20 protein-coding genes and 1 other RNA gene are annotated in these 22526 nt (G+C 43.6%); 7 read left to right on the top strand and 14 right to left on the bottom strand.

Features of this window, described 5'->3' with window-relative positions:
• Positions 1-147: 147 nt before the first annotated feature.
• Positions 148-1101, top strand: coding sequence for a hypothetical protein (locus J699_RS11930; protein WP_032867830.1), 954 nt, complete (start codon positions 148-150; stop codon positions 1099-1101).
• Positions 1102-1314: 213 nt separating this feature from the next.
• Here the strand turns inward: J699_RS11930 and J699_RS11935 are convergent, their stop codons facing one another.
• The 5 genes from J699_RS11935 to J699_RS11950 all read right to left on the bottom strand — a co-directional run bounded on the left by J699_RS11935 (position 1315) and on the right by J699_RS11950 (position 8145).
• Positions 1315-2463, bottom strand: coding sequence for a tyrosine-type recombinase/integrase (locus J699_RS11935; RefSeq protein WP_032868274.1), 1149 nt, complete (start codon positions 2461-2463; stop codon positions 1315-1317).
• Between the two features lie 180 nt (positions 2464-2643).
• Positions 2644-3003: a transfer-messenger RNA gene (ssrA, locus tag J699_RS19105) on the bottom strand.
• A gap of 158 nt (positions 3004-3161) precedes the next feature.
• On the bottom strand, positions 3162-5156 hold the full coding sequence (ggt, locus tag J699_RS11940) for a gamma-glutamyltransferase (protein ID WP_032867831.1): 1995 nt from the start codon (positions 5154-5156) through the stop codon (positions 3162-3164).
• 307 nt (positions 5157-5463) lie between these two features.
• Positions 5464-6990: a DHA2 family efflux MFS transporter permease subunit gene (locus J699_RS11945; protein ID WP_032867833.1), complete on the bottom strand. Its 1527-nt coding sequence runs from the start codon at positions 6988-6990 to the stop codon at positions 5464-5466.
• A 6-nt stretch (positions 6991-6996) separates the two neighbouring features.
• On the bottom strand, positions 6997-8145 hold the full coding sequence (locus J699_RS11950) for an HlyD family efflux transporter periplasmic adaptor subunit (RefSeq protein WP_032867835.1): 1149 nt from the start codon (positions 8143-8145) through the stop codon (positions 6997-6999).
• Positions 8146-8616: 471 nt separating this feature from the next.
• On the opposite strand from J699_RS11950, the gene J699_RS11955 reads away from it, so the two are divergent.
• Positions 8617-9603 (top strand): AraC family transcriptional regulator, encoded by a 987-nt coding sequence (locus tag J699_RS11955; RefSeq protein WP_032867837.1) that lies wholly within the window; start codon positions 8617-8619, stop codon positions 9601-9603.
• A 47-nt stretch (positions 9604-9650) separates the two neighbouring features.
• Here J699_RS11955 and J699_RS11960 read toward each other — a convergent pair whose 3' ends face one another.
• The 5 genes from J699_RS11960 to J699_RS11980 all read right to left on the bottom strand — a co-directional run bounded on the left by J699_RS11960 (position 9651) and on the right by J699_RS11980 (position 14837).
• Positions 9651-10985 carry an MFS transporter gene (locus J699_RS11960; RefSeq protein ID WP_032867839.1) on the bottom strand — a complete coding sequence of 445 codons (1335 nt, stop codon included), beginning with the start codon at positions 10983-10985 and terminating at the stop codon, positions 9651-9653.
• A gap of 135 nt (positions 10986-11120) precedes the next feature.
• Positions 11121-12158: an anthranilate 1,2-dioxygenase electron transfer component AntC gene (gene antC, locus J699_RS11965; protein WP_104021885.1), complete on the bottom strand. Its 1038-nt coding sequence runs from the start codon at positions 12156-12158 to the stop codon at positions 11121-11123.
• Positions 12159-12164: 6 nt separating this feature from the next.
• A complete protein-coding gene (gene antB, locus J699_RS11970) occupies positions 12165-12656 on the bottom strand; it encodes an anthranilate 1,2-dioxygenase small subunit (RefSeq protein WP_032867843.1) in 492 nt (163 codons plus the stop codon).
• A gap of 3 nt (positions 12657-12659) precedes the next feature.
• Positions 12660-14075, bottom strand: a complete 1416-nt coding sequence (gene antA / locus J699_RS11975) for an anthranilate 1,2-dioxygenase large subunit (RefSeq protein ID WP_032867845.1) — start codon at positions 14073-14075, stop codon at positions 12660-12662.
• Between the two features lie 264 nt (positions 14076-14339).
• Complete coding sequence (locus J699_RS11980) at positions 14340-14837, bottom strand: thioesterase family protein (RefSeq protein WP_005229102.1); 498 nt, start codon at positions 14835-14837, stop codon at positions 14340-14342.
• A gap of 169 nt (positions 14838-15006) precedes the next feature.
• Between J699_RS11980 and hemB the strand changes: the two genes are divergently transcribed.
• Both hemB and thiO read left to right on the top strand, forming a co-directional pair.
• A complete protein-coding gene (hemB, locus tag J699_RS11985) occupies positions 15007-16020 on the top strand; it encodes a porphobilinogen synthase (RefSeq protein ID WP_005229100.1) in 1014 nt (337 codons plus the stop codon).
• 59 nt (positions 16021-16079) lie between these two features.
• Complete coding sequence (thiO, locus tag J699_RS11990; protein ID WP_032867848.1) at positions 16080-17201, top strand: glycine oxidase ThiO; 1122 nt, start codon at positions 16080-16082, stop codon at positions 17199-17201.
• Here thiO and J699_RS11995 read toward each other — a convergent pair.
• The 3 genes from J699_RS11995 to J699_RS12005 form a co-directional block, all read right to left on the bottom strand.
• Positions 17187-18092 carry a TIGR01777 family oxidoreductase gene (locus tag J699_RS11995; RefSeq protein WP_032882787.1) on the bottom strand — a complete coding sequence of 302 codons (906 nt, stop codon included), beginning with the start codon at positions 18090-18092 and terminating at the stop codon, positions 17187-17189. The two genes, thiO and J699_RS11995, sit on opposite strands and share 15 nt — an antisense overlap.
• 85 nt (positions 18093-18177) lie before the next feature.
• Positions 18178-18624 carry an ABZJ_00895 family protein gene (locus tag J699_RS12000; protein ID WP_032867852.1) on the bottom strand — a complete coding sequence of 149 codons (447 nt, stop codon included), beginning with the start codon at positions 18622-18624 and terminating at the stop codon, positions 18178-18180.
• Between the two features lie 289 nt (positions 18625-18913).
• Positions 18914-19363: a GNAT family N-acetyltransferase gene (locus J699_RS12005; RefSeq protein ID WP_032867855.1), complete on the bottom strand. Its 450-nt coding sequence runs from the start codon at positions 19361-19363 to the stop codon at positions 18914-18916.
• 161 nt (positions 19364-19524) lie between these two features.
• Here J699_RS12005 and J699_RS12010 point away from each other — a divergent pair, with 161 nt between their 5' ends.
• Both J699_RS12010 and J699_RS12015 read left to right on the top strand, forming a co-directional pair.
• Entirely contained in the window at positions 19525-19902 is a 378-nt protein-coding gene (locus J699_RS12010) for a VOC family protein (RefSeq protein WP_032867857.1), read from the top strand.
• Between the two features lie 32 nt (positions 19903-19934).
• Positions 19935-20321 (top strand): SMI1/KNR4 family protein, encoded by a 387-nt coding sequence (locus tag J699_RS12015; protein ID WP_032867859.1) that lies wholly within the window; start codon positions 19935-19937, stop codon positions 20319-20321.
• Positions 20322-20328: 7 nt separating this feature from the next.
• Here the strand turns inward: J699_RS12015 and J699_RS12020 are convergent, their stop codons facing one another.
• Entirely contained in the window at positions 20329-21111 is a 783-nt protein-coding gene (locus J699_RS12020) for a crotonase/enoyl-CoA hydratase family protein (RefSeq protein WP_032867861.1), read from the bottom strand.
• Positions 21112-21274: 163 nt separating this feature from the next.
• On the opposite strand from J699_RS12020, the gene J699_RS12025 reads away from it, so the two are divergent.
• Entirely contained in the window at positions 21275-22525 is a 1251-nt protein-coding gene (locus tag J699_RS12025; RefSeq protein ID WP_032867863.1) for an exonuclease SbcCD subunit D, read from the top strand.
• The last annotated feature ends 1 nt before the right edge of the window (position 22526 follow it).

The following is a 22526-nucleotide window of genomic DNA, read 5'->3' as shown; positions in this document are numbered from 1 at the left end:
TATTTTTATGCTGTATACTATAATTTACAGTGAATACATGAATAAAATTATCACTAAAATATCACTAAAATATCACTAAAATATCACTTTATTATTCAGTTTTTATATGAAAAAATACCCACTTAATATCATCTATTGATCATTACTATGATAGACAAAAAACTTGACCCTGTTGGCCACTTGAAAGATTTCTCAGAAAAGGATTTCTATTGGTTGTACGTATGGCTTTGCCAGAAGCAAGAGTTACCTGTAATGCAACTAACTCACAGGGAATATAAAGATTTTTGCTTTACTGCAATTCTGGACGAAAAAATTACAATTAATGAAATTTTAAATAAAAAAAGAACTGAAGTTATTCCTAATCAATCAATTATGTGGATTGGAAAAAAAGATAAAAGATTATTGTTCTGGTTAAACTTCAGGCTAAAAAAAGATTATATTAGACTTAATAGCATTAACTATAGTGATGATTTATATCTTAACTTCACATCAAAAATTGATATTCACAATGAAGATTTCAAAAAAATTGAAAACAAAATAACAGAAATTACAACTATACAAAAACAACATTATCTTATTGAATTAAAAAATGAATGGGTACTCAGATTAAACCTCACCTACGATTTTGAAAAATGGCTTTCAAAATCAGATAAAAACCAATTAGCATGGTGCTTAGAATATTTAAATGAACACCCTAGATTCAAAGATCTAGGTATTAGAATGAGCTACAATAGCAACAAAAAACTCACCATCATCTATATTCTTCATATCTTTGATGTCACTCCTTTCAATAATAAAGAGGATTATGAGAATATAATTGACCGATTAAAAAGAAGTTGGAACCAATATAAGTTTAATCAAAGTGAGAAAAGTAAAGATGAATACAAAATAAGGATCACTAAAAAAACCAATAATCTGCTTCTTGAACTTTGCCAACAAAGTAATTTATCAAAGGAAAAAATGATTGAAAAAATAATTCTAGATCATCATAAAGCACTAAATACGACTCAACCAATTCGTAATAGAGGATTAATTGAATCTAGCAACATCATAAACTTCAAAGATCAAACCTCAAGAAACTCTAATCTTGAAAACGATTAATCTCACACTCTCAGTGCATTTCTACGATAATCATTGTACTTTGTAGTAATTTTTTGACGTATACATTACATGATGCGGTAATTAACCACTACCGCATCATGTAATTATCAAATAATTCAAAAAATAAGCCTATAATTTGGGTCTTCTTGAGTCTCTAATTACCATCAATACATTTAATCCATCGAAAATATTGAGATATCTAAGCTAATATCATCAACTATCAGCCCTCATTAACCAAGCTTTGACTTGCCCTTCATACCATTCCATAATTTTTACACGTTCCTCCCAATACTGTGCACGGTTGTAAGCAGCGCGAATACGATTTTGAGGTACATGTGCAAGCTGACGTTCAATCGCATCAGGATTGAATAAATTAGATTCATTCACCACTGTACTAAATAGAGATCTAAATCCATGCGTAGTCATTCGCCCCGCATAGCCTGAACGCTTAATTACGGCCAAAATTGACTCACTACGCATGGCTTGCTTGTTATTTAGTCGGTGTGGAAATAATGCATCCTGATTATGCGTCAGACGCAATGCCTGAAGTTCATCGACCATCATGGCTGTTAAGGGTACACGATGGGGTAAACCATTCTTCATACGCTCAGCCGGGATGTCCCATTTACGCTCATCTAGATCAAACTCGTCCCAACACGCTTGCAGTAATTCACTTACGCGAACGCCAGTAAGCATAATCAACATAAGCGCATGATGCGTTTGATCATCACATGGATAAGCCTTGATACGTCTTAGAAATTCAGGCATTTCATTTGCAGAGAGAGTAGCCAGATTTTTCACTTTTCTATTCTTAAGGGCATATACCAAATCACTAGCAGGATTATCATATCGATAACCATGCGCAATTGCGAACTTCATGACCATTCCACAGCGTGATAATGTACGCTTAGCAATCTCAAGTGAACCTCTCGCTTCTATTTTCTTAATGATCTGCAAAATTTCGGGAGCTTGGATTTGATTAATTCGCTTGTTGGCAAGTCCAATATACAATTCATCTAATGATGCTTGGACATTGCTAATATGCTTTGTAGACCATGTTTCTTTTTGATTTTCAAACCACTCTTCTGCTACCTCTTTAAAAAGTGGCTTTAATTCATCCACTACCTCTACACGAGAAAATTTATATTTTATTTCTAAAGCAATTTCGCGAGCTTTTTTCAAGCTTAGCTCAGGATACTGCCCTAGTGCTTTAGATTTTCTTTGCCCATCAACCGTAAATCGAAGCGACCAATATTTACTACCTTTCGGATCAATGATGAGTGACAACCCATTAGAATCTGATAATCGATATTGCTTTTCTTTAGGTAATGCCTTTTTGCATTCCACATCAGTTAGTGCCATTTTTCCTGCCCACTCATTTTGAATCTTGTGGGTCAAATTGTCCCAATTCTGACCCTTAAAAAGCAAAAATGAGGTCAAATCATATCAGATGATATCGGACAAATAGGCAAATAAAAAAGCCTTTAAGTATTGAACTTAAAGGCTTTTTTATATCGGATCAAACAATCCCGAATAATATTTTGGTGGAGATGGCGGGAGTTGAACCCGCGTCCGCCAGCATTACGCTCGAGAATACTACATGCTTAGATATCGTCTATTGTTTTAACGCTAAGCGACCCGACGAACAGGGTACTCAGCGCGATCCTCTAGATTTGGTATAGTGTCCCGAGGCTCAACACTATACGGACTTGTGTGCGTGCGCTTCAGTCGGGTTCACTGACCACAAGTATTCAGTGAAGCGGACAAGCTGCCCTTAGGCAGCTAGAGCGTATGATTCGTCGTTTGCGACTATTAAAATGCAAATTTTATTTACGAGAGAAAATGCGCTCTCGGCATGCATCTATGAGTTTCATCACCAGCGTCGAAGCCAGAAACATCCCCAAAGTACAGCGCAATCATAACATAGATCGTTAGAATTTAAATCTTAATTTCTAACCAATCAGCAAAATATACGCTTATTGCTGTATATGGCGTCTGCACTTTATTTTTCAAGTACAAAATCAAAAAGCTGCCACAGGGACAGCTTTTTTGAATTTGACCTATAGAGCACCATTGCCTAATACAATGCCCTCACGGCGTGGATCGACACCACCCGCATATTTGCTTTGGTTATCAATATCCACTTTCATTATTGTCGCAATACCGCTGGTTTGAGCAGTATTGGAAATACCATGTCCTTTTGCTTTCAAAGCATCAATCAGTTCAAGTAAGGATAACTGGCTATTTGAACTGTCAATATTGGTATTTGGCCTGTTGGTCGCACCAAAATTCATCAAAGAAGTGGCTTGTTGTGCATTCAGGTTCCAGTCCAATGCCCCCACCAGCGTTTTTACCACATATTGAATAATGGTGCCGCCACCCGGTGAACCGGTTGCCATATAAAAATCACCAGGTGCGGTGCCTTTGAAGACCAAGGTGGGTGCCATAGTACTACGTGGACGTTTACCCCCTTCTACCCTGTTCGCCAGTAATGCACCCATCTGATCGACCGGATTAGCACTAAAATCTGTTAACTGGTTGGATAACAGGAAACCATCCACCATATGGAATGAACCCATACTCGATTCAACAGTGGAGGTCATCGACACCACATTGCCATAGGCATCGACAATGGTGAATTGAGTGGTGCCATGTTCAACGGTCTTATCTATCCCTGCATTTGAGTTGAATTGACCTGCTGGGGCTACGCCCATGCTTTGATCTGGATTGATCAATCCAGCACGTTGTTTCAAGTAATTTTTATCAATCAAACTGGCGATACCCTTGGCTGGTAAAGCTACAAAATCAGTGTCTGCCACATATTTATCACGGTCTGCATAGGCCAATCGCTCAGCTTCTGTGACCAGATGCACGCCCATGACATCCGGAATTCCACCTTCATTCTCGGGGTTTTTAGGTGGATATTTACTCATCTCGAAATTTTCTAAAATGCCTAGCGTTTGTGCAACTGCAATCCCACCTGATGATGGCGGTGGCATGGTACACACATAGTAACGATCGCGGTAAGTGGTGCAGATTGGCGTGCGTTTTTTGACTTTATAATCCGCTAAATCCTGTAAGGTCATCAAACTTGGCGTGATGGGTGTCCGAGCTGCATCATCCCCGACTGTTTGGCCCGCTTTAGCCACAATATTTTTCGCCATCGGCCCACTATACATGGCCTTTGCCCCTTGGCTTGCAAGTACTTCCAGAGTTTTGGCATAGGCTTTGTTGGTCATGGTCTCACCCACTTTTCGAGGGCTACCATCTGGATAAAAATAGGTTGCGACTGCATTGGCATCCAGTGCCAGATGGTCTGCATTGCTGGCAATTGCATCTGCCAGACGCCCAGGAATACGGAAGCCATGATCGGCAAGATCAATGGCCTGATCAAAAAGCCGATCCCATTTCAGTTTGCCATGCTCTTGTTGAGCCTGTTCCAGCAAGCGCATGACCCCAGGGACACCAATCGAACGGCCACTACGACGGGCACTCGGTACCGGTGCGGGTGATGCCGGATCATGCAGATCCTGTCGAACCAGATAATATTCATTGGCAGCAGCAGGTGCGGTTTCACGTCCGTCATAGGCAGTGACCGTTTTGCTTTCTGCATCGTAGTACATCATGAAACCACTGCCTGCAATGGTACTGGATTGCGGTTCTACCAAGCCCAATACCGCCTGTACTGCAACCGCAGCATCCAACGCACTGCCACCCGCTTTCAAGACGTCACAGCCCGCCTTTACGGCCAATGGCGTGTTCGCCACCACCATATATTTATCGGCATATTTCACTGTATTGTTTAATCGGTAACCCGATGCGCCTTCAGGCGCTGCGGGATCACCATTCTGATCCGAACCGACCACCACACTTGAGCCATCTTCTGCCCGTTTGCTACAGCTACTTGGGTCCTGATCAACGATCAGGTTGGGGGTTGAAGGATGGCCTGTATTTGGATCTGTGCCTGATTGATCTGATGAGGAATCATTCCCACATCCTTGTAATAAACCAGCAGCCAATACGCTGCTCAACCAAAATAAATATCGATGATTCACGTGATAACTCCACTATATGCGTATGCCAATCCATGCAATTTTCATGCGGGCAACTTTGTTCTCAGGGATAAAACTTTTAATCTTTGCTCAAAATAAAATTTTAATAATATTGAATGATTTGGCGCTGTTGTTCCTCTGCCAGCAATGCTCCTCCCTGTTTTGATTATGTCTTTTCATTATTTGCAGCTGAATTCTGGCATGCCTTGCCTGAATCAAAACAGGCAAAATCTATCAATTCTGGCTTAAGACACTATTTTTATACATAAAAAAAGCACCTCCTGAGAGATGCGTGTTTGATTCAGAGTTTCTAATGGGTCGGCATGCCACCGCTATTGCCTTTCGGTTTTGGACTCATCCAGATCAGGGCACTGGCAAAGACAAATGCAATCGCCAGTAGCATAAATACATGATTGGCTGACATGGTAATGGCTTCTTTATCCACCAGATTGGCAATTACACCTAGCGTTGCATCGGGAGAAAATCCATTCTGCAGTAAACTGTTTTGCACTTCTTGCGGATGCAGATTATTGACTATTTCACTGCGTGCCACTTTGGCATGATCATCCCAAATGGTAACTGCAATTGACGCGCCAATCGCACCAGCCATGGTTCTAAGGAAGTTCATCAAGCCTGCGGCAGATGCCATTTCTTGGGGCAATACCGAGCCCATTGCAATATTCGACAACGGAATAAAGAAGAATGGCACGGCAAAACCTTGCAGAATCTGCGGCCACGCCAAGGCCATAAAGTCAGCATCAGTGACCCAGAATGCCCGCATCAGAGTAACCACGCCGAGCAAGGCCAGCCCAAAACTTGCTAGTGCGCGTGGATCATATTTGGTCGACAGCTTCGCCACAATCGGTGACATGGTCAGACTACCAAAGCCCATCGTGGCGGTCAGATAACCCGCCCATGTGGCGGTATAGCCGAGATTGATCTGTAACCACTGTGGAATCAATACAATACTGCCAAAGAAGGAACCGAAACCAAAGGCCAGCGCCAGTACCGAAACCGCAAAACCCCGATGCCGGAACACATACAGATTGACCACAGGATGCTTTTCAGTCAGCTCCCAAATCATAAACACGATAAAACCAACAACGGCCACCAATGCCAGAATAATGATACTGGTATTGTTAAACCAGTCGCGCTCATGTCCGAGGTCCAGCATTAATTGCAGTGCACCAATCCATAGCACCAACAAAGCTAGGCCAATCGCATCAATCCGCAATTTTTCGGTTTTGGTTTCAGCTACAGATAATAAGCGCACGGCGGCTAAGGCACAGACAATACCAACCGGAATATTGATAAAGAAAATCCAGTGCCAAGACAGATTATCACTGATCAAGCCCCCGAGGATCGGCCCGAGAATGGGTCCAATCACCGTGGTCATGGCCCAAAGACCCATCGCCTGTGCATGTTTTTCGGGTGGGAAAATTCGCATGAGCAGGGTTTGACTGAGCGGCATTAACGGGCCACCGCAGAGACCTTGTCCAATACGGAAAAACACCAGCATTTCCAACGAGGTGGCTAAACCACACAGGAATGAAAAGATGGTAAAACCAATCAGCCCGAATATGAACACACGGACTGTCCCAAAGCGTCCTGCCAGCCAACCAGTTAACGGTACACAAATCGCTTCGGCAACCGCATAAGAGGTAATCACCCAGGTCCCTTGGGAACTGGAAACCGCAAGGTTGCCGGTAATATGCGGGACAGACACGTTGGCAATAGTGGTATCCAGGACCACCATAAAATTTGAAAGGGCGATCACAAAAGCTGCGAGTAGTAAGCGCCCGCCACTGAGTTCTGCAAAAGGAGTTTGCGTTTTCATGGCTGATTACTTCGATGCGAGATCAATATCCGCTTGCATCGACAACCCGACGCGCAATGGATGTTGTGCAAGCTCTTTGGGATCAAGAGTAATACGTACCGGTAAGCGCTGTACCACTTTAATCCAGTTACCTGTCGCATTTTGCGCTGGAATCAAGGCAAATGCGGCGCCTGTTCCACCCGAGAAACCTTGCACCGTCCCGTGATACACCACATCATCGCCATACAGATCGGAACGTAGTGTGACCTTTTGGCCTTGTCTCACTTTCGCCAGCTGGCTTTCTTTAAAGTTGGCATCGACATAGAGTGCCGATAAAGGCACCACAGACATCATCACGGTGCCGGGTGCGACACGTTGCCCAATCTGAATATTGCGACGCGCGATTACCCCATCCACAGGTGCACGGATCACGGTACGTTCCAGATCCAGCGCAGCCTGCTCCACATGGGCTTTTGCCACGAGCACATCAGGTGTTGAGGCTTCATTTACCCCCTGAATCAAGGCCTCATTGGCAGCGAAAGTACTTTCAGCAGCTTTACGGCTAGAAGTAGCCTGTGCCAAACCGGCCTGAGCCAGATCCAGACTGGCTTTAGCCGTCGAAACTGCACTTTGCGCCTTGCTTAATTCTTCTTTAGAAATCGCCCCTGTTGCAGCCAGCTCATTACGGCGCTGGAGTTCCAATGCCGCACGATCATAATCCGCCTGCGCTTTGGTCACTTGCGCCTGTGCGCTGCTGATTTCATCATTACGCACCACGACCTGAGAATTTAAAGAGCTACTATTTGCCTGAGTCTGCTTATATTGGCGTTGTGCTTTGGCCAGTTCTGCCTGCGCCTGTGCCAGTTGAATCTTGGCATCCCGCTCGTCTATGCGCACCAGCACATCGCCTTTTTTCACCTGTTGGGTATCTTTCACCAAGACTTCAGAAACTTGCCCACTCACCATTGAGGTAATCTGTGCGGTTTCAGCGCCCACATAAGCATTATCGGTACTCACAGAATGATTAAAGAATAACGCCCAGATGCCATACAGAATTGCAGCAAGAATGAGAATGAGCGCGAAAAATCCGAGAAATTTTTTACGTTTTGCTTTCATTGCATCATCTGATGCCGAATCTGAAGCAGCATCCTGTGAATTGGCTTGAGCGTCAGTCATAAGTTATTCCTGAAAATTAAAGAGATTTTTAACTTTTGGTTTAATCAGCCGATCAGTTTAATTTTGAAAACTTAACTGAATGTTAAAAACCAAAGTGCAACATAAGCGCAAAAATTATTTCGCATTTTAACGGCAAAAAATCATATGACGAGATTAAAAAAAATAACTGATGCGTTCAATTCTTATAAATTGATATTTTAATGACGATTAAAAACTTTAAGTTTACTTATTGATTGATGAAGCGAACCATGCAATCTGGTAGATCACAGCATTTAACATACCTATAAAGCATAAAGATATATTCCCTACGGGCTTGCGTATTGAGCCAAATTTGTTCTAATAAACAAAGCTGGATCAGAGTTTCTGCTCAATTCCCGATTGCTGGCAATGAGCGTAAATGGCGTCATTTATGGAACAAAATGGCATTTTTTTGCTGCTAAAACAATAAGCACTTCGCTAGGTGAAAGGACGATGACATCACTCAGCCAAAATATGGATCTTATCCATCATTCGCATCAAGCCGATTTTGCACAAAATGTAATGTCGATGATCTGTGGCGAACACCGTCTGGATACGCTGTGTCGGGAGACACTCGACTTTCATTATGAGGGTATGCGGCTCCCGCATAAAAAAATGGCCATCGGGACCATCAGTTATGGTGCCAATGTCGCGATCAATATTTCCCACCTGAAAGCCTATAGCATCAGTCTGCCCTTTCATGGCAAGCAGACACTGAGTATTGGTGGCGCCAAATACCAATCCGATGCCCATACAGGGCTCATTGTTTCCAATCAGGATTTACAGGACTTGGTCATTCATCAGGATTGTCAAAAATTTCAGGTGGTGATTCCTGAACAGAGTCTGCATCAGGTCCTTGCAGAACTGCTGAATAAACCGCTTGAGCAGGCCTTGGTGTTTAACCCCGAAATCTCGCTCGGCATGACCGGATTAATGCAAGCCTGGTGGCATAATATTGAAAATTTTCTACAACTCAAATCACATTATGCGGATTTTGCCGGCTTACCGATGTTTTCTGAAGACTATGAAAATTTTGTGATTAAAGCCCTGCTCCTGTCTCAGGAAAATAATTATTCGGCAGCCCTGCATGAACGCAGCAATCAGATGGAACCCGCCTATATCCGTAAAGTGAAGAATTTTATTGTGCAACATGCACGTGAATCCTTCGATGCTGAGAGTTTACAGCGCCTGGCGGGTGTCTCTAAATCCAAGCTTTATGCAGAGTTTCAGCAGCATTATGGTCTGAGTCCGATGGCCTATCTACGTAAATATCGCCTACAACAAATTTATAAAATATTAAGCAATGCCGCCAAGTATCAAAAGATTTCCATTTCCAAACTGGCCTATGACTGGGGCTTTAATCACCTCAGCCGTTTTGCTCAGGAATATAAAGATGAATTTGGCGAAAAACCGAGTGAAACCCGAAATAAACATGAGTAAGCATTGTTAAATAAAAAGCCCAGTCAGCGTACTGGGCTTTCTTGCCATTAACTGGTGCTTAACACAGGATTGGCTTTCTTGTTTTGATGCATCGCTTTCAAGCTCAGCGCGACAAAGGCAATAAAAGTCGGCAAGGCCAAAAGGTAGAAAATACCACCGAGGCTAATGTCATAGGTAAAGATATACGAACCGAAAAATGCCCCGAAAATTGCGCCGACTCGACCAAGGCCATGCATCCATGACACGCCGACTGCACGACACTGCGATGGATAAAATAAAGCAGCCAAAGGCAGTAGTGACGATTGTGCTCCTGTCAGCAATGCCCCGATCAGGAAAATACTGATGCCGAGTAACGCGATACTGGAGCTGACAAAGCCTGCAACAATGAATAGCACAAATGCTGTCAGGTAGGCATATTTAATCACCTGAGTTGGATTCAGTTTATCCATATACCAGCCCATGATCACCGCACCAATTACCCCCCCAAAAGGAAAAATGGAAGCAATCAGGCTAAATTGCTGGGTACTAAAGCCCGCTGTTTTTAGAATCGTCGGCATCCAGCTGGTCAGCAAATAGAATACCAACAGACTCATAAAACAGCATAGCCACAACATCACCGATCCCCACAGATATTTCGTTAGTACGGTTCTGACCGGGCTATCGCTATGATTGACATCAACTTGGGCTAATTCGATTTTGACCGTATCAGCAAAAGCATGACCCTGAACTTTTTCCAGAATGCTTTGGGCTTTATGTTGCTGATCTTTTTTAATCAGATACGGTACAGATTCTGGTAATTTCAAGATTAAAGCGACCACTAAAAATAAAGGAATAATCCCACCCAGAATCACCACCTTGGCCCAGCCCAGATTTTCCAGTAAATAGGCCGACAACACCCCGCCACAAGAAATACCCAACATAAATCCACAACCTGCCAGCCCTGTTAAAAAAGCTTTGCGTTTTGCAGGCATATATTCTGAAACAATGGTACTGATATTCGGCATGGCCGCGCCTAAGCCCACACCGGTAATAAAACGGTAAAGCATCAGGTCTTGGGTAGATGAAGCAAATCCACACAGAATGGTAAATATAGAAAACAATAAAGTCGTGGATACAATCACGCCTTTACGTCCAAATTTATCCGCCAAAGGCCCAGAAATAATTGCACCAATCGACATCCCCACCAGTGCCGCACTCAGCACTGGCGCCAATTCAGGTTTACTGATACCCCAGTCATCCAGCAAGGCAGGTGCAATAAAACCGATAATTCCGGTATCTAAACCATCACAGAAAAACACCAGAAAGCCCAAGGCAAACACCAGACATTGCAAGGGCGATAGCCGATCCCGATTGATCACATGATTCACATCAATTGTCTTCATTTTTATTCCCTTAAAAGTCGATGTTTCAACGTATGCTCACGTTGAGATTTTTAATTTTTCAAACTGGTTATTTATCTTCAACAGAGGGATTTCCTCTCCCCCTGTTTTGTATTAATCGTCTGGCAACGCAGCCGATCAATTGCGAGCCGTATTGCTCTGTAAAAACTTTTCGCTATACAAACGATAGTTGTCTAAGGCTTGTCCATCCAGCCAGCCTTTAACAGCCTCGATCATCGGTGGCGGGCCACATAGGTACATGTCAAAAGGCTGTTCCGCCAGTTGCTCCCGGTCCAGATGCTCATGGATATAACCTGTTTTGCCTGCCCAAGTCTCCGAAGCTTGTGTGACAATAGGTTGATAATTGAAATTTGGTAAACGTTCCGCATAGTCTTGCAAACGGGATTGTTCACACAAGTCGGTTGCCTGATTGACGCCGTAATACAGCTGAATGGCGGGTGCATTTGCCCGTTCCGCAATATTGTCCAGCATGCCTAAAAAAGCCGACAGCCCGGTTCCACCCGCAATAAACACCAGCGGTCGTTCAACCTCACGTAAATAGAAACTACCCAAAGGTGCTTCCATCATGATGGTTTGACCCACTTGGCAACGTTCACGTAAATAATTGCTCATCACACCATCGGGTAATAAGCGGATTAAAAACTGCAATTGATTGGTCTGATTCGGACGATTGGCAAAAGAATAAGAACGCCATTCATCCGTCTCGGGAATCTGCAAACGCGCATATTGGCCGGATAAAAACTCGAGTTGCTTGGCAGATGCACTGGCATCAACATGCAAAATCGCGGTTGTCTCGGACACCAGTTCAACCTGAGTCACTTGCGTCGCAATTTTCTGTGTTTCGCCAGCGTTGCAAATTTCAGAATTGTGATCGAAATAGAATGCCGCATTGGATTTGACCCGTGTTTGGCAGGCCAGCATTTTGCGCTCTGCTAAGTCACGTTCACTTAACGCATCTTCATCCACATATTCCTGCTCATAAATGCCTGTTTCGCATTGGCCCTGACAGGTTCCGCATACGCCTTCACGGCAATCCAAGGGTAAATTGATGCCCTGACGAATGGCTGCATTCAGCAACAACTCATTCTCTTGGACTGAAATAAAAAAGGTTTTCCCATCGGCAAAATTAAGTGCAACTGAATGTCCCATCATGATGCTCCCTTAAACATGATAAAAATCCAAGACCGAATCAATTTTGTCATTCAGCAAAATCGTGTGCTGACGACGGATGCGGAATCCTTCAGCGGTTGGTCTTAACAGATAAGTGGCATGTCCATAGAAACAACCTTCCAGCCCCTGACGGTTATATAAGGTGCTCCAACCGACTCTGGCTTCAATCAAGCCATCTGGCAGACTTTTCACCTGTACATTTTGAATACTGTGCTGAGTGCGTGGTAATGGTGTCGCCGAGGCCGCTTTTCCAGTACGGATACGGAATACACGATCTTCCAGACCCGAACGGTCTGCATAATAGATATAAGACAAGCCCTGATTTGGATCTTCGACATAACGATGATCATCAATCCATTGCGGAATGTGATATTCACTATCTTCATCATACAGTTCCAGATAGGCATCCCAGTCATAGCGATCGCATAATTCAGACTTCTGATAAAGGAATTGTGAAACGGCAAAATGTAATTCAGCAGCCATGACTTATACCTCTTCCGTTGCTGTATCAAGTTGATAAGTAATATCCTGCATTTTTAAAGCCTTGCGATTTAAGCCATCCAGCATTAAACGTTGCCAATGACCATGCTGATTGACATATAAACCCTCATGCGTCAGTTCACGGCCCGTAATCACAGGCCGGATCCCGAGATCCTGTGCATTTTGAGTCATGTCATAACACCATTGATGATGACCACGAGAGATATCACTCCAGCGCTCCAGACGCGCCTGAAAACCTTTTTGCTGTTCACGGAATTCCACCAGATCATCTGGCGTTCCTAAGCCCGAAACATTAAAAAAGTCTTCAAACTGACGAATACGGTTACGACGCGCTTCGGTTGACTCTCCTTTTACCGCCAGACATTGGCTAATCACTTCAGTTTTGTTCCATGCCACTGGACGGACAATGCGCAGCTGTGAACTGATCTGATCCATAAAGAATAAACTTGGATAAAGATTTAGGTTTCTCAGACGATGCATGGCCCATTCCGCACGCTTGGCACCATATTTTTCCAGCAGATACGGCATCACCGTGTCATAGCCCGGACGCACTGCCGGATTGGGCATGTCGCTGAATAAAACGCTATGACCATTTTTAAAACTGAACCAGCCATCATCAGTCTGGTTATCACCGGCCCCTAATTTGCTGTAATCCAAGGTATCCAGATCATCGCCTTTGGCTGCATTAACCTGTTGGCGATGCTGTACGGTGGAGACATAGTTATAGTGCACGGTACTGACGTGATAGCCATCCAGTCCATTTTCATTTTGCAACTTCCAGTTTCCTGCAAAGGTATAGGCCGACTTGCCTTGCAGGACTTCCAACTCACCAGTCGGTGACTGCTCTACCATTAAGTCCAGAAAGACTTTGGCATCTCCCAAGAAGTCTTCGAGACTATCCGTAGCCTGTGTATCCAGACTGACAAAGACAAAACCGCGATAACTGGCAATTCGCCCCTGCTTGAGTCCACGACTGGACTTATCAAAATCTTCACAATATTCGGCAGGCGCTTTGACTTTGACCAGACGGCCATCGGACTTGTAGCACCACGCATGGAAGGGACAGGTAAAAGTGGACTGATTGCCTTTGGCCACACGGGTTAAGGTCGCACCGCGATGCTCACAGGCATTGATCATGGCATGCAGTTGGCCTTGACCATCACGGCTAATGATTAACGGTTGGCGTCCAATCTGAACGGTCAGAAAATCATGATTGTTAGGAATTTCGCTTTCGTGGCAGGCATAAATCCAGACTTTTTCAAAAATAAATTCCATTTCCAAATCGAACAGTTCAGCTTCAGTGAACATCTCGCGCGCAATACGGAACACTCCATCTTTCGGGCGAAAGTCCAGACATCCACTCACAAAGTCCTGCCATTCGGCAATATTACGTGTCGTCATTTTTATCTCCTCCAATCCATAAAAACCTTTTATTGATTGAAGCCTGATTTATGGCTGGACTCTATCCACTTTTTCCAGATCTCTATCCATTTTGTGAATCATTTTGACCCAGCTTGCGGTGCGAATATTCAGGCACAAAAAAAGCAGGCCTTAGGCCTGCTATAAAACAATCGGAATGGAGAATAAAATGCTTCTAAAATGAAATCAGCCTCTCAAGCGTGGCATAAGAGGCCTTCACCTCGTTCTATTTTAAGCATTAACCGATTAATAGGCATACGATGCGATTGCAGTGGCAATCGGCTTGTCCTCATCATTGACCATGGTCATGCGCATGGTGCAGCCTTTACGACCTAGACGTAAGGTCTCGGCACGGGCAATAAAATATTTGCCACGCCCTGGCGCCAGATAATCGACCCGCATATCCACCGTGGCCAGACGGGATACTTTCTTGATGGTATCAGGCAAATCTTCGGGTGCGGCACGGCGATAAAGTTGCTCCATCGCTGCTACACCACCGATACTGTCCAGAATCGTAGCCGCCACACCACCATGTAAAATCTGGAATGCCAGATTCCCGACCAGTTCTGGCTGCATCTCCACATAGGCTTCAATCTGATCATCGACCACGCGCATGACCATGCCACTGTATTTAAAAAATGGACAGGCATTAAATGCCTTACATAGCTGTTTCAAGACCACTTGGTGATCTGCCTTTGCACCTAACTGAATATTGCCAGTCCAGTTTTTCTTTACATCATTCATACGCGGCCTACACTCAATGGAAAGAATAACTTTCCATTATTTTGCACAAATCTAAAAATATGGGGCTACAATAGCGGGGTTCGTAATTGAGCGACGTCACCCAGCTCTCCCTCGCGTGACTTCATACCTCAATTATTCCCCTAGTGTAATACTGAACATCGAGATTGTTATGACTTATACGTTCAATCGTCCCGCTTTTCCTGCGACTCGCATGCGCCGTATCCGTAAAAATGACCAACTTCGTGCCATGGTCAGCGAAACGCATTTAACGGCAGATCACTTGATTTATCCAGTGTTTGTATTACCGGGACAACAACAAACTCAAGACATTCCAAGCATGCCGAATGTGCAACGTCTATCGGCTGATTTACTGCTAAAGAAAGCGGAAACCCTGCTTGAACTCGGTGTCTCGAAACTTGCTTTATTCCCTGTAACGCCACAACAAGACAAAAGTTTAACAGCGGAAGCCGCTTGGGACGAAAATGGTTTAGTTCAAACCACCTGTCGTCTACTCAAAAAAGAATTACCAGAAATGGTGCTGATTACCGATGGTGCGCTTGACCCTTATACCACACACGGTCAAGACGGTATTATCGATGACACAGGTTATGTGTTAAATGATGAAACGGTTGAATGTCTGGTGAAACAGGCACTCAGTCATGCTGCTGCTGGGGCTGATGTGATTGCACCAAGTGACATGATGGATGGCCGTATCGGTGCGATTCGCCAAGCACTCGAACAAAACGATTTTATCTATACCAACATCATGGCCTACTCAGCGAAATATGCCTCTAGCTTCTATGGTCCTTTCCGTGATGCGGTCGGCTCTGCCAGCAACCTGAAAGGCGGCAATAAATACAATTACCAAATGGATATTGGCAACCGTGCCGAAGCCTTACATGAAATCGCACTGGATTTGCAAGAAGGTGCAGATATGGTCATTGTTAAACCGGGCATGCCTTATCTGGATGTGGTGCGTGAAGTCAAAGATACTTTTGGCGTGCCAACTTTCCTGTATCAGGTCAGTGGCGAATATGCCATGCTTGCAGGTGCGATTCAGAACGGCTGGTTATCTGACAGCGTGATTCTGGAATCTTTGATGTGCTGCCGTCGTGCCGGTGCTGATGGGATCTGGACCTATTTTGCTGAAGATGCAGCACGTAAATTAAAAGAGATGAGATAAATCTCCCCTAGCCCCTCTTTAATAAAGAGGGGAAATCTTTAAACTGGTTTAACTTTATCATGCATATTGCCATCATTGGTGCAGGTATTAGTGGCTTAATGTCAGCATTGGAACTTGCTGAACAAGGCTGTTCTGTCGATATTTTTGATCAACAACAAGCAGGCCAAGCCGCTTCATGGGCAGGTGGCGGTATTCTCTCCCCGATGTATCCATGGCGTTATGCGCCTGAAGTCAATCAATTGGCGCAATACGGAAAATCGCTGTACCAGACCTGGAACGAAAAGTTACTCCCCGTCACTGGCATTGATTTTCAAATCCACGATACCGGCATGCTGATCTTTGATCAGGAAGATTTCGAGGTTGGCTTGAATTATGCCACTCGATATCAGGAACCGATGCAGCAATGTGAGTTGCTCAATCGCTCCAAACTCGAACAGATTAATCCCTATATTTCCCAACAATTCCAGCAAGCAATCTATTTTCCCCAACTGTCCAATGTCCGCAATCCACGTTTATTACAATCCTTGATCAGCTATTTAAAACAACATCCATGCGTCCGTTTTTTTGAACATTGTCCTGTTGAAAAATTAATGATTCAGAATAACAAAGTGCTCGGAATTGAAACCAAAGATGGCCGAAAATTTATGGCAGATCATGTGGTCATCAGTTCTGGTGCATGGAGTCAGCAATGGGCCGAACAACTGCAATATCATGTTCCTGTGCAACCGGTCCAAGGACAAATGCTGTTATTTAAAACCCCTGAAAACTGGTTACCGACGATGTGCATGAATCGGGTGATGTACCTGATTCCACGCCAAGATGGACACATTGTATGTGGTTCAAGCATGGCAGATACAGGCTTTAGCAATGCGGTAGATGAACAGACCCAGCAGGATATTCTTGCTGCCTGCTTAGAGATGGTTCCTGAGTTAGCGCAATTCCCCATCGTAAAACGTTGGGCTGGATTGCGTCCAAGCTCACCACAAGGGATTCCTTATATTGGTGCCATGCCTGAACTGGAAAACCTTTGGGCTAATTTTGGACATTTCCGTAACGGCTTATGCATGGGTTCTGGCTCAGCACGACTGTTACGCCAACTGCTGTTGGGTCAAGAGACAATTGTTGATCCTCAAGCCTATTCACCCTTGCGCTTAAAACAACAGAATTTAATGTCTTGCTAGAATTTCGGTCAAAGCTCCATTCAAATCCGGATATTGAAACTGGAAGCCGTGATCCAGCAAAGCCTTGGGAACCACATACTGTCCATTAAGGATCAGTTGTGATTGCTCGCCCAACAGCAAGGTAAACACACATTTGGGCAGGTTCATAAAAGGTTTGCGCTTTAAAATGTGGGCAGCCACTTGAGCAAACTGTTGTTGATTGACCCGATCAGGTGCAACCAGGTTATACACCTTTTGACGATGATCCGAATGCAGCAGAAAAAGGATGGCATTCAGTACATCCTGAATATGAATCCACACCACCGGTTGTTGTCCTGAAGCAATTTTGGCAACAGCATTTAACCGGATCGGCAACAGCATCTGCGGCAAAATTCCGCCTTGCCCGAAAACCACGCCTAAACGAATAATCTTGGTCTTTTGCTGGATAAATTTTAAAGCCGTTTGTTCCCATTTCTGGCACAACTCAGACATAAAAATCGTCTGTGGTGGCGTATTTTCATCACAAACAAGCTTCCATTGCTGTTGAGGATCAATCCCGTAATAACCAATCGCAGAACCGGAAATAATGCATGTCGGAAAAATTTGCCGTTGTTCCAGCCATTGATACAGCTGCTCAGTCATTGCCACACGGCTGTGTATCAACTGCTGCTTACGTTGTTCCGTCCAGCGTTTTGCGCCAATATTTTCGCCCGCCAGATTAATCACATAATCAATGTGTTGTGTTTCAATTTGATCAAGGTCATTTACCCAACACAGTGCTGAATGCGACGATACCCGATTAGGCTGGCGGGGCAGTGCAATGATCTGATAGTTCCGCTCTAACAAGAAAGGCAGCAAATACGAACCGATAAAGCCACTTGCACCTGTGATTAAAACCGTCTGTTTCTGCATTACACCCTCATCCTGCATGATATTGATCAGATCGATGTCTAAGTCTTAGCAGAATAAAAGTGAATGACAAGTAAACTTTCTTTAATTAGTGAAACATCTTTGTGGCCATTCTCTGGGCCTGCGGTCCATAAAACCAGTAAGTAATGAGAAATAAAGGTAAGGCAATCACCAGCCACATGCCCAATACAGCCAGTAAAAATTGTGGCTGTTTTAAATAAAGCAGGAAGTTCTGCCAGATTTCAGGATCTTTACGCGCAAAAATATATAGCCCGAGTAACAGACCACATGCATTGTACCCCCAAAAGATCAGACTAAAGCCAATGCTTAAGCACTTTTTCTCTTGCGCAGTGGGTGCACGGCGCTGTTGCTTGAGAAATTTGAACAAAACAAAGATAATCGCGATCAGGTAAGGAATTGCAGTGAGTACCCCACCTAAGCTATTAGGTAAAATAGCGGCCAGCACACCGGCAATTAACGTCGAGGCCAAACAAATAATAAAAAACCAGAGATAATACAAACGCAATGAAATCATAAAGATAAACCTAATTAGACTGGCTTTAAGAAATAATTATAAATTTTTTTCACTTTTTTTTCATTTTTATGTCAACCAATCCTCAACCAGCAGCGTTATATAGGGTACAAGGTCGCAGCAACCGATTGGACATTGCACGGCATCCGCAATGTTTTCGGTGACCTTTCATTATGACTCTCCATCTTTAACAATGGTTGTGTTAGCAGCCATAACCATTGAAAAAGATTTTGACCGACGATTTATCATCACTCGAATCGTCGGTTTTTATTTGCCTGCGATTTGAGTTTGTTCAGGTATCGGCAACATACATGTTGATCAACTCACCATCATCTTCGGTGACCTTCGTTAAAAATGTCCAGCCACATTTTTCATAGAAATCATTTAAATCTGTCACCAGATACAACTTTTCAAAGCCAGCGTTTTTCATCTCTGTCCGAGCAAAATCTAATAGTTGTCTGGCAATATTCTGCTTTCGATGAGTCTCTTCAACAAATAAGGCACATAAATTTGGTGTCAGATCTTTGCGGTCATGGAAGTCATTATCAATCACCCCTGCACCCGCAATAATGTGCTGCCTGTCATCCAGAATCACATACCATTGTGGAATGGCTTGTGCCTGTTCAATCGAGGTCTGCATGCTGTCACGGTATGCTTCAACAGGAATCTCCCATTTCTGCGCAAACCAATTTGCTGCCTGATCTAACCATTCAGGATGATCGGCTAACTTCATTATCTTCATTAAGGTTTAATCAATCTCTGCTATTTTAGTTAAACTCATAAAATTTATTTGAGTAATCAAATCAGAAAGGACAACTTTACTCATTTACATAAAGCTTTAGCACGCTCATGCCAGTTCTGTCTAGAATGAATCAAGCACAATAAAGACCAAGGAATAAAATCATGAATACTGTTGCCTATTTTGAAATTCAGTCATCCAATCCTCAACGCGACGTCCATTTTTACCAGTCTGCATTTGGCTGGCATTTTGAAAAAGTGGAAGGTCTGCCGATTGAATATTATCGCATTGAAACAGAGGGAATTCACGGAGGTTTACTACAACGTCCAGTGGCGATTCCACCCACAGGATGTGGGACCAATGCCTTTACCTGCACTATAGAAGTCGAAAACTTTGATGAAACGGCAGCTAAAATTCTCAGCCTCGGCGGCATTGTGGCAATGGATAAATTCGCAATCCCGAATCGTTGCTGGCAGGGCTATTTTCTTGATCCTGACCATAATATTTTTGGTATTTGTGAGCTAGATGAAAATGCAGTATAAAATAAATTATTAATTTTTAATGAGAAATCACAATGCCTTTTCCAATTACAGAGGAATATATTATAGCGGCAGAAAGGGAATTACAGCTTATATTTCCTCAAGCATTCAAAAACAAAATGATTGAGGAAAATGGCGGTGAATTATTCATCGCAGATGATCATTGGCAAATCTTTCCTTTTTTTGATGAGTCCACTCCAAAAAGAAAAATACGTACATGTAATCATATTGTGAGAGAAACTAAGCTCGCAAGAACATGGGATGGATTTCCAGATTCTGCAATTGCGTTTGCTCAAAATGATTGTGGCGATTATTTAATTTTTCTTCCTGATTTTTTCAACTCCAATGTTTTATCAGAATCTGTCTATGTTTGGTTTCATGAAACTCATCAAGTCGAACAAATCACTGATCCATTATTTTAAAATATTATTAATGCCCCTTAAACTGCGGCGGACGTTTTTCTAACATGGCACGGACGCCCTCTTGTGCATCCTGTGATTCAAACAATGGCATCAGATAACTGTTCATCTTTTCAAATGCCGCCGTCTGCCCTTGAGTTAGCGCATCGGTTGCAGAAGCTAATAAAGCCTGTACCGCAAGTGGTGCGGAGAGGCAAATCTCTTTGGCAATTTCAATGGCTCGCTGCAACTGTTGTCCATTTTCCACAATCTCGGAAATCAGATTGAGCTGATCCGCCGTTTTCGCATCAAAAGTTTTGCCGGTTAACAAATATGGCATGGCTTTTTGCCATCCCGCAGCCTGCACAAAGCGCACCGTTGCCCCACCAAATGGCATGATGCCACGTAGCACTTCAAGCTGACCAAAGACGGTATTTTCGCTGGCAATGACCACATCGGCATTCAGCATCAACTCGACTCCTGCGGTATAACAAATTCCCTGTACCGCCACCACCACGGGTTTGCTGCGATGCCGGCCCGCTGTTCCCCACGGGTTAATTTGTTGTTCAGCAAAATTAAAGATGCCTTCAGATATCTTCGGTTGTAACTCAACCAGATCCAGGCCCGCTGTAAAATGATCGCCATGTGCAAAAATTACCGCACAACGAAGTTCAGGATCATGCTCATATTCAGTTAACGCCAGTGACAAATCCTGAATCATATGACTATCAAAGGCATTCCGTTTTTCCACACGGTCCAGCCCAATCAACATAATCTGATCCGTCACTTCACGGCTTACTTTACCTAAGCTCATCTCGATGCCTCATTTTTTATTGCATGACTTTATCTTCAAACTAGAGCAACGTTTAAAAATGATCAAGCGCGATCATGTACTACTTTTCTGCTCAGCAAGATTCTCCTTTCCGCTTAAATACGTGCTACCTTATTCTGGTTCAATCCATTTTTTAGATTCATTTATGACTGTGCGTTTTTTTCATACTTCTGACTGGCATTTGGGGCAATTCTTTTATAATCATTCCCGCCATTATGAACATGAACAATTTCTGGCATGGTTACTTGAGCAAATCAAACAGAAACAGCCGCATGCCTTGCTGATTGCAGGTGATATTTTTGATGTCATCAATCCGAGTTCTCAGGCACAAAAACAGCTCTACCAATTCCTTGCCGATGCGCATGAACTTGCACCGCATATGCAAACCCTCATGATTGCAGGCAATCACGATTCAGGCTACCGAATTGAACAGGTTGAACCCTTATTGGCCAAATATAATGCCAAAACGGTTGGCGTGATTCGCTGGAAGGAAGATAAAACGCTGGATCTGGAACGTTTAATTCTGCCGATTTATGATGAGCAAAAACAGATTGTCGCGTGGTGTATTGCCTTGCCCTTCTTGCGTTCTGCCGAAATCACGGGGTTTAATGAACACACCACCCATAGCCAGAATGCCATTGCTTATCTACACCAACAATTAATCGAAGAAGCCAAACGTCGTAAAACCGAGGATCAAGCGCTGATTCTGATGTCGCATGCACATATGCAAGGCGGGGAAACTTCTGATTCTGAACGCCCAATTATCATTGGCAATGAAGAAGCACTTTCGACCAGCCTGTTCGATGACAGCATTGATTATGTAGCGCTGGGGCATTTGCATAAACCGCAAAAGGTACAACATCCACATATTCGTTATAGCGGCTCTCCAATTCCACTGTCATTTAGTGAAATTAACTATAAGCATCAAGTGCTTGATGTCACCATTGATTCGACCCAACCAGAAAATAAGCTAAATTTTGAAGCATTGGCAATTCCGCGAAGTATTCAACTGCATAAAATTAAAGATGAACTCACAGCGGTCATGCAGCAGCTTAAAAACCTACCGAGTGGCCCCATCGAAAATCTCGAGCATCGTGAATATGTCGATATCGAATATCATACCGCGATTCCCCCACAGCCGAATTTGCGCCAGCAATTTGAAGATGCCTTGCCGAAGGATCGCTATCGTCTGGTACGTATTTCCAGACAATATTTATCCAATGAAAATAATACTGAAATCAAGCAAAGCATTAGCCTGGAGCCACCAACACCAGAAAAATTATTCCAGCAGATATGGGAGAGAAAGGGCTATCACGCCGATGATGACGTCACCAAAGATTTCTTAAGTCTGGTGAATGAAGCACAGAAAAAACTTGAAGATGATCAAAGTTCTTAAG

The sequence above is a fragment of the Acinetobacter sp. 1000160 genome (assembly GCF_000588715.1).
Lineage (GTDB): Bacteria > Pseudomonadota > Gammaproteobacteria > Pseudomonadales > Moraxellaceae > Acinetobacter > Acinetobacter courvalinii.
This window is presented reverse-complemented; position numbering and strand designations above follow the sequence as displayed.

What these genes read in the sequence shown, in the direction of transcription:
- J699_RS11930 (WP_032867830.1), top strand. Translation starts at nt 148, where the DNA reads ATGATAGACAAAAAACTTGACCCTGTTGGCCACTTGAAAGATTTCTCA.
- J699_RS11960 (WP_032867839.1), bottom strand. Translation starts at nt 10,985, where the DNA reads ATGAAGACAATTGATGTGAATCATGTGATCAATCGGGATCGGCTATCG.
- J699_RS12015 (WP_032867859.1), top strand. Translation starts at nt 19,935, where the DNA reads ATGCCTTTTCCAATTACAGAGGAATATATTATAGCGGCAGAAAGGGAA.
- J699_RS11955 (WP_032867837.1), top strand. Translation starts at nt 8,617, where the DNA reads ATGACATCACTCAGCCAAAATATGGATCTTATCCATCATTCGCATCAA.
- thiO (WP_032867848.1), top strand. Translation starts at nt 16,080, where the DNA reads ATGCATATTGCCATCATTGGTGCAGGTATTAGTGGCTTAATGTCAGCA.
- J699_RS11950 (WP_032867835.1), bottom strand. Translation starts at nt 8,145, where the DNA reads ATGACTGACGCTCAAGCCAATTCACAGGATGCTGCTTCAGATTCGGCA.
- J699_RS12025 (WP_032867863.1), top strand. Translation starts at nt 21,275, where the DNA reads ATGACTGTGCGTTTTTTTCATACTTCTGACTGGCATTTGGGGCAATTC.
- J699_RS11995 (WP_032882787.1), bottom strand. Translation starts at nt 18,092, where the DNA reads ATGCAGAAACAGACGGTTTTAATCACAGGTGCAAGTGGCTTTATCGGT.
- J699_RS11945 (WP_032867833.1), bottom strand. Translation starts at nt 6,990, where the DNA reads ATGAAAACGCAAACTCCTTTTGCAGAACTCAGTGGCGGGCGCTTACTA.
- J699_RS12005 (WP_032867855.1), bottom strand. Translation starts at nt 19,363, where the DNA reads ATGAAGATAATGAAGTTAGCCGATCATCCTGAATGGTTAGATCAGGCA.
- antB (WP_032867843.1), bottom strand. Translation starts at nt 12,656, where the DNA reads ATGGCTGCTGAATTACATTTTGCCGTTTCACAATTCCTTTATCAGAAG.
- J699_RS11935 (WP_032868274.1), bottom strand. Translation starts at nt 2,463, where the DNA reads ATGGCACTAACTGATGTGGAATGCAAAAAGGCATTACCTAAAGAAAAG.
- antA (WP_032867845.1), bottom strand. Translation starts at nt 14,075, where the DNA reads ATGACGACACGTAATATTGCCGAATGGCAGGACTTTGTGAGTGGATGT.
- J699_RS12020 (WP_032867861.1), bottom strand. Translation starts at nt 21,111, where the DNA reads ATGAGCTTAGGTAAAGTAAGCCGTGAAGTGACGGATCAGATTATGTTG.
- J699_RS12000 (WP_032867852.1), bottom strand. Translation starts at nt 18,624, where the DNA reads ATGATTTCATTGCGTTTGTATTATCTCTGGTTTTTTATTATTTGTTTG.
- J699_RS11980 (WP_005229102.1), bottom strand. Translation starts at nt 14,837, where the DNA reads ATGAATGATGTAAAGAAAAACTGGACTGGCAATATTCAGTTAGGTGCA.
- hemB (WP_005229100.1), top strand. Translation starts at nt 15,007, where the DNA reads ATGACTTATACGTTCAATCGTCCCGCTTTTCCTGCGACTCGCATGCGC.
- J699_RS12010 (WP_032867857.1), top strand. Translation starts at nt 19,525, where the DNA reads ATGAATACTGTTGCCTATTTTGAAATTCAGTCATCCAATCCTCAACGC.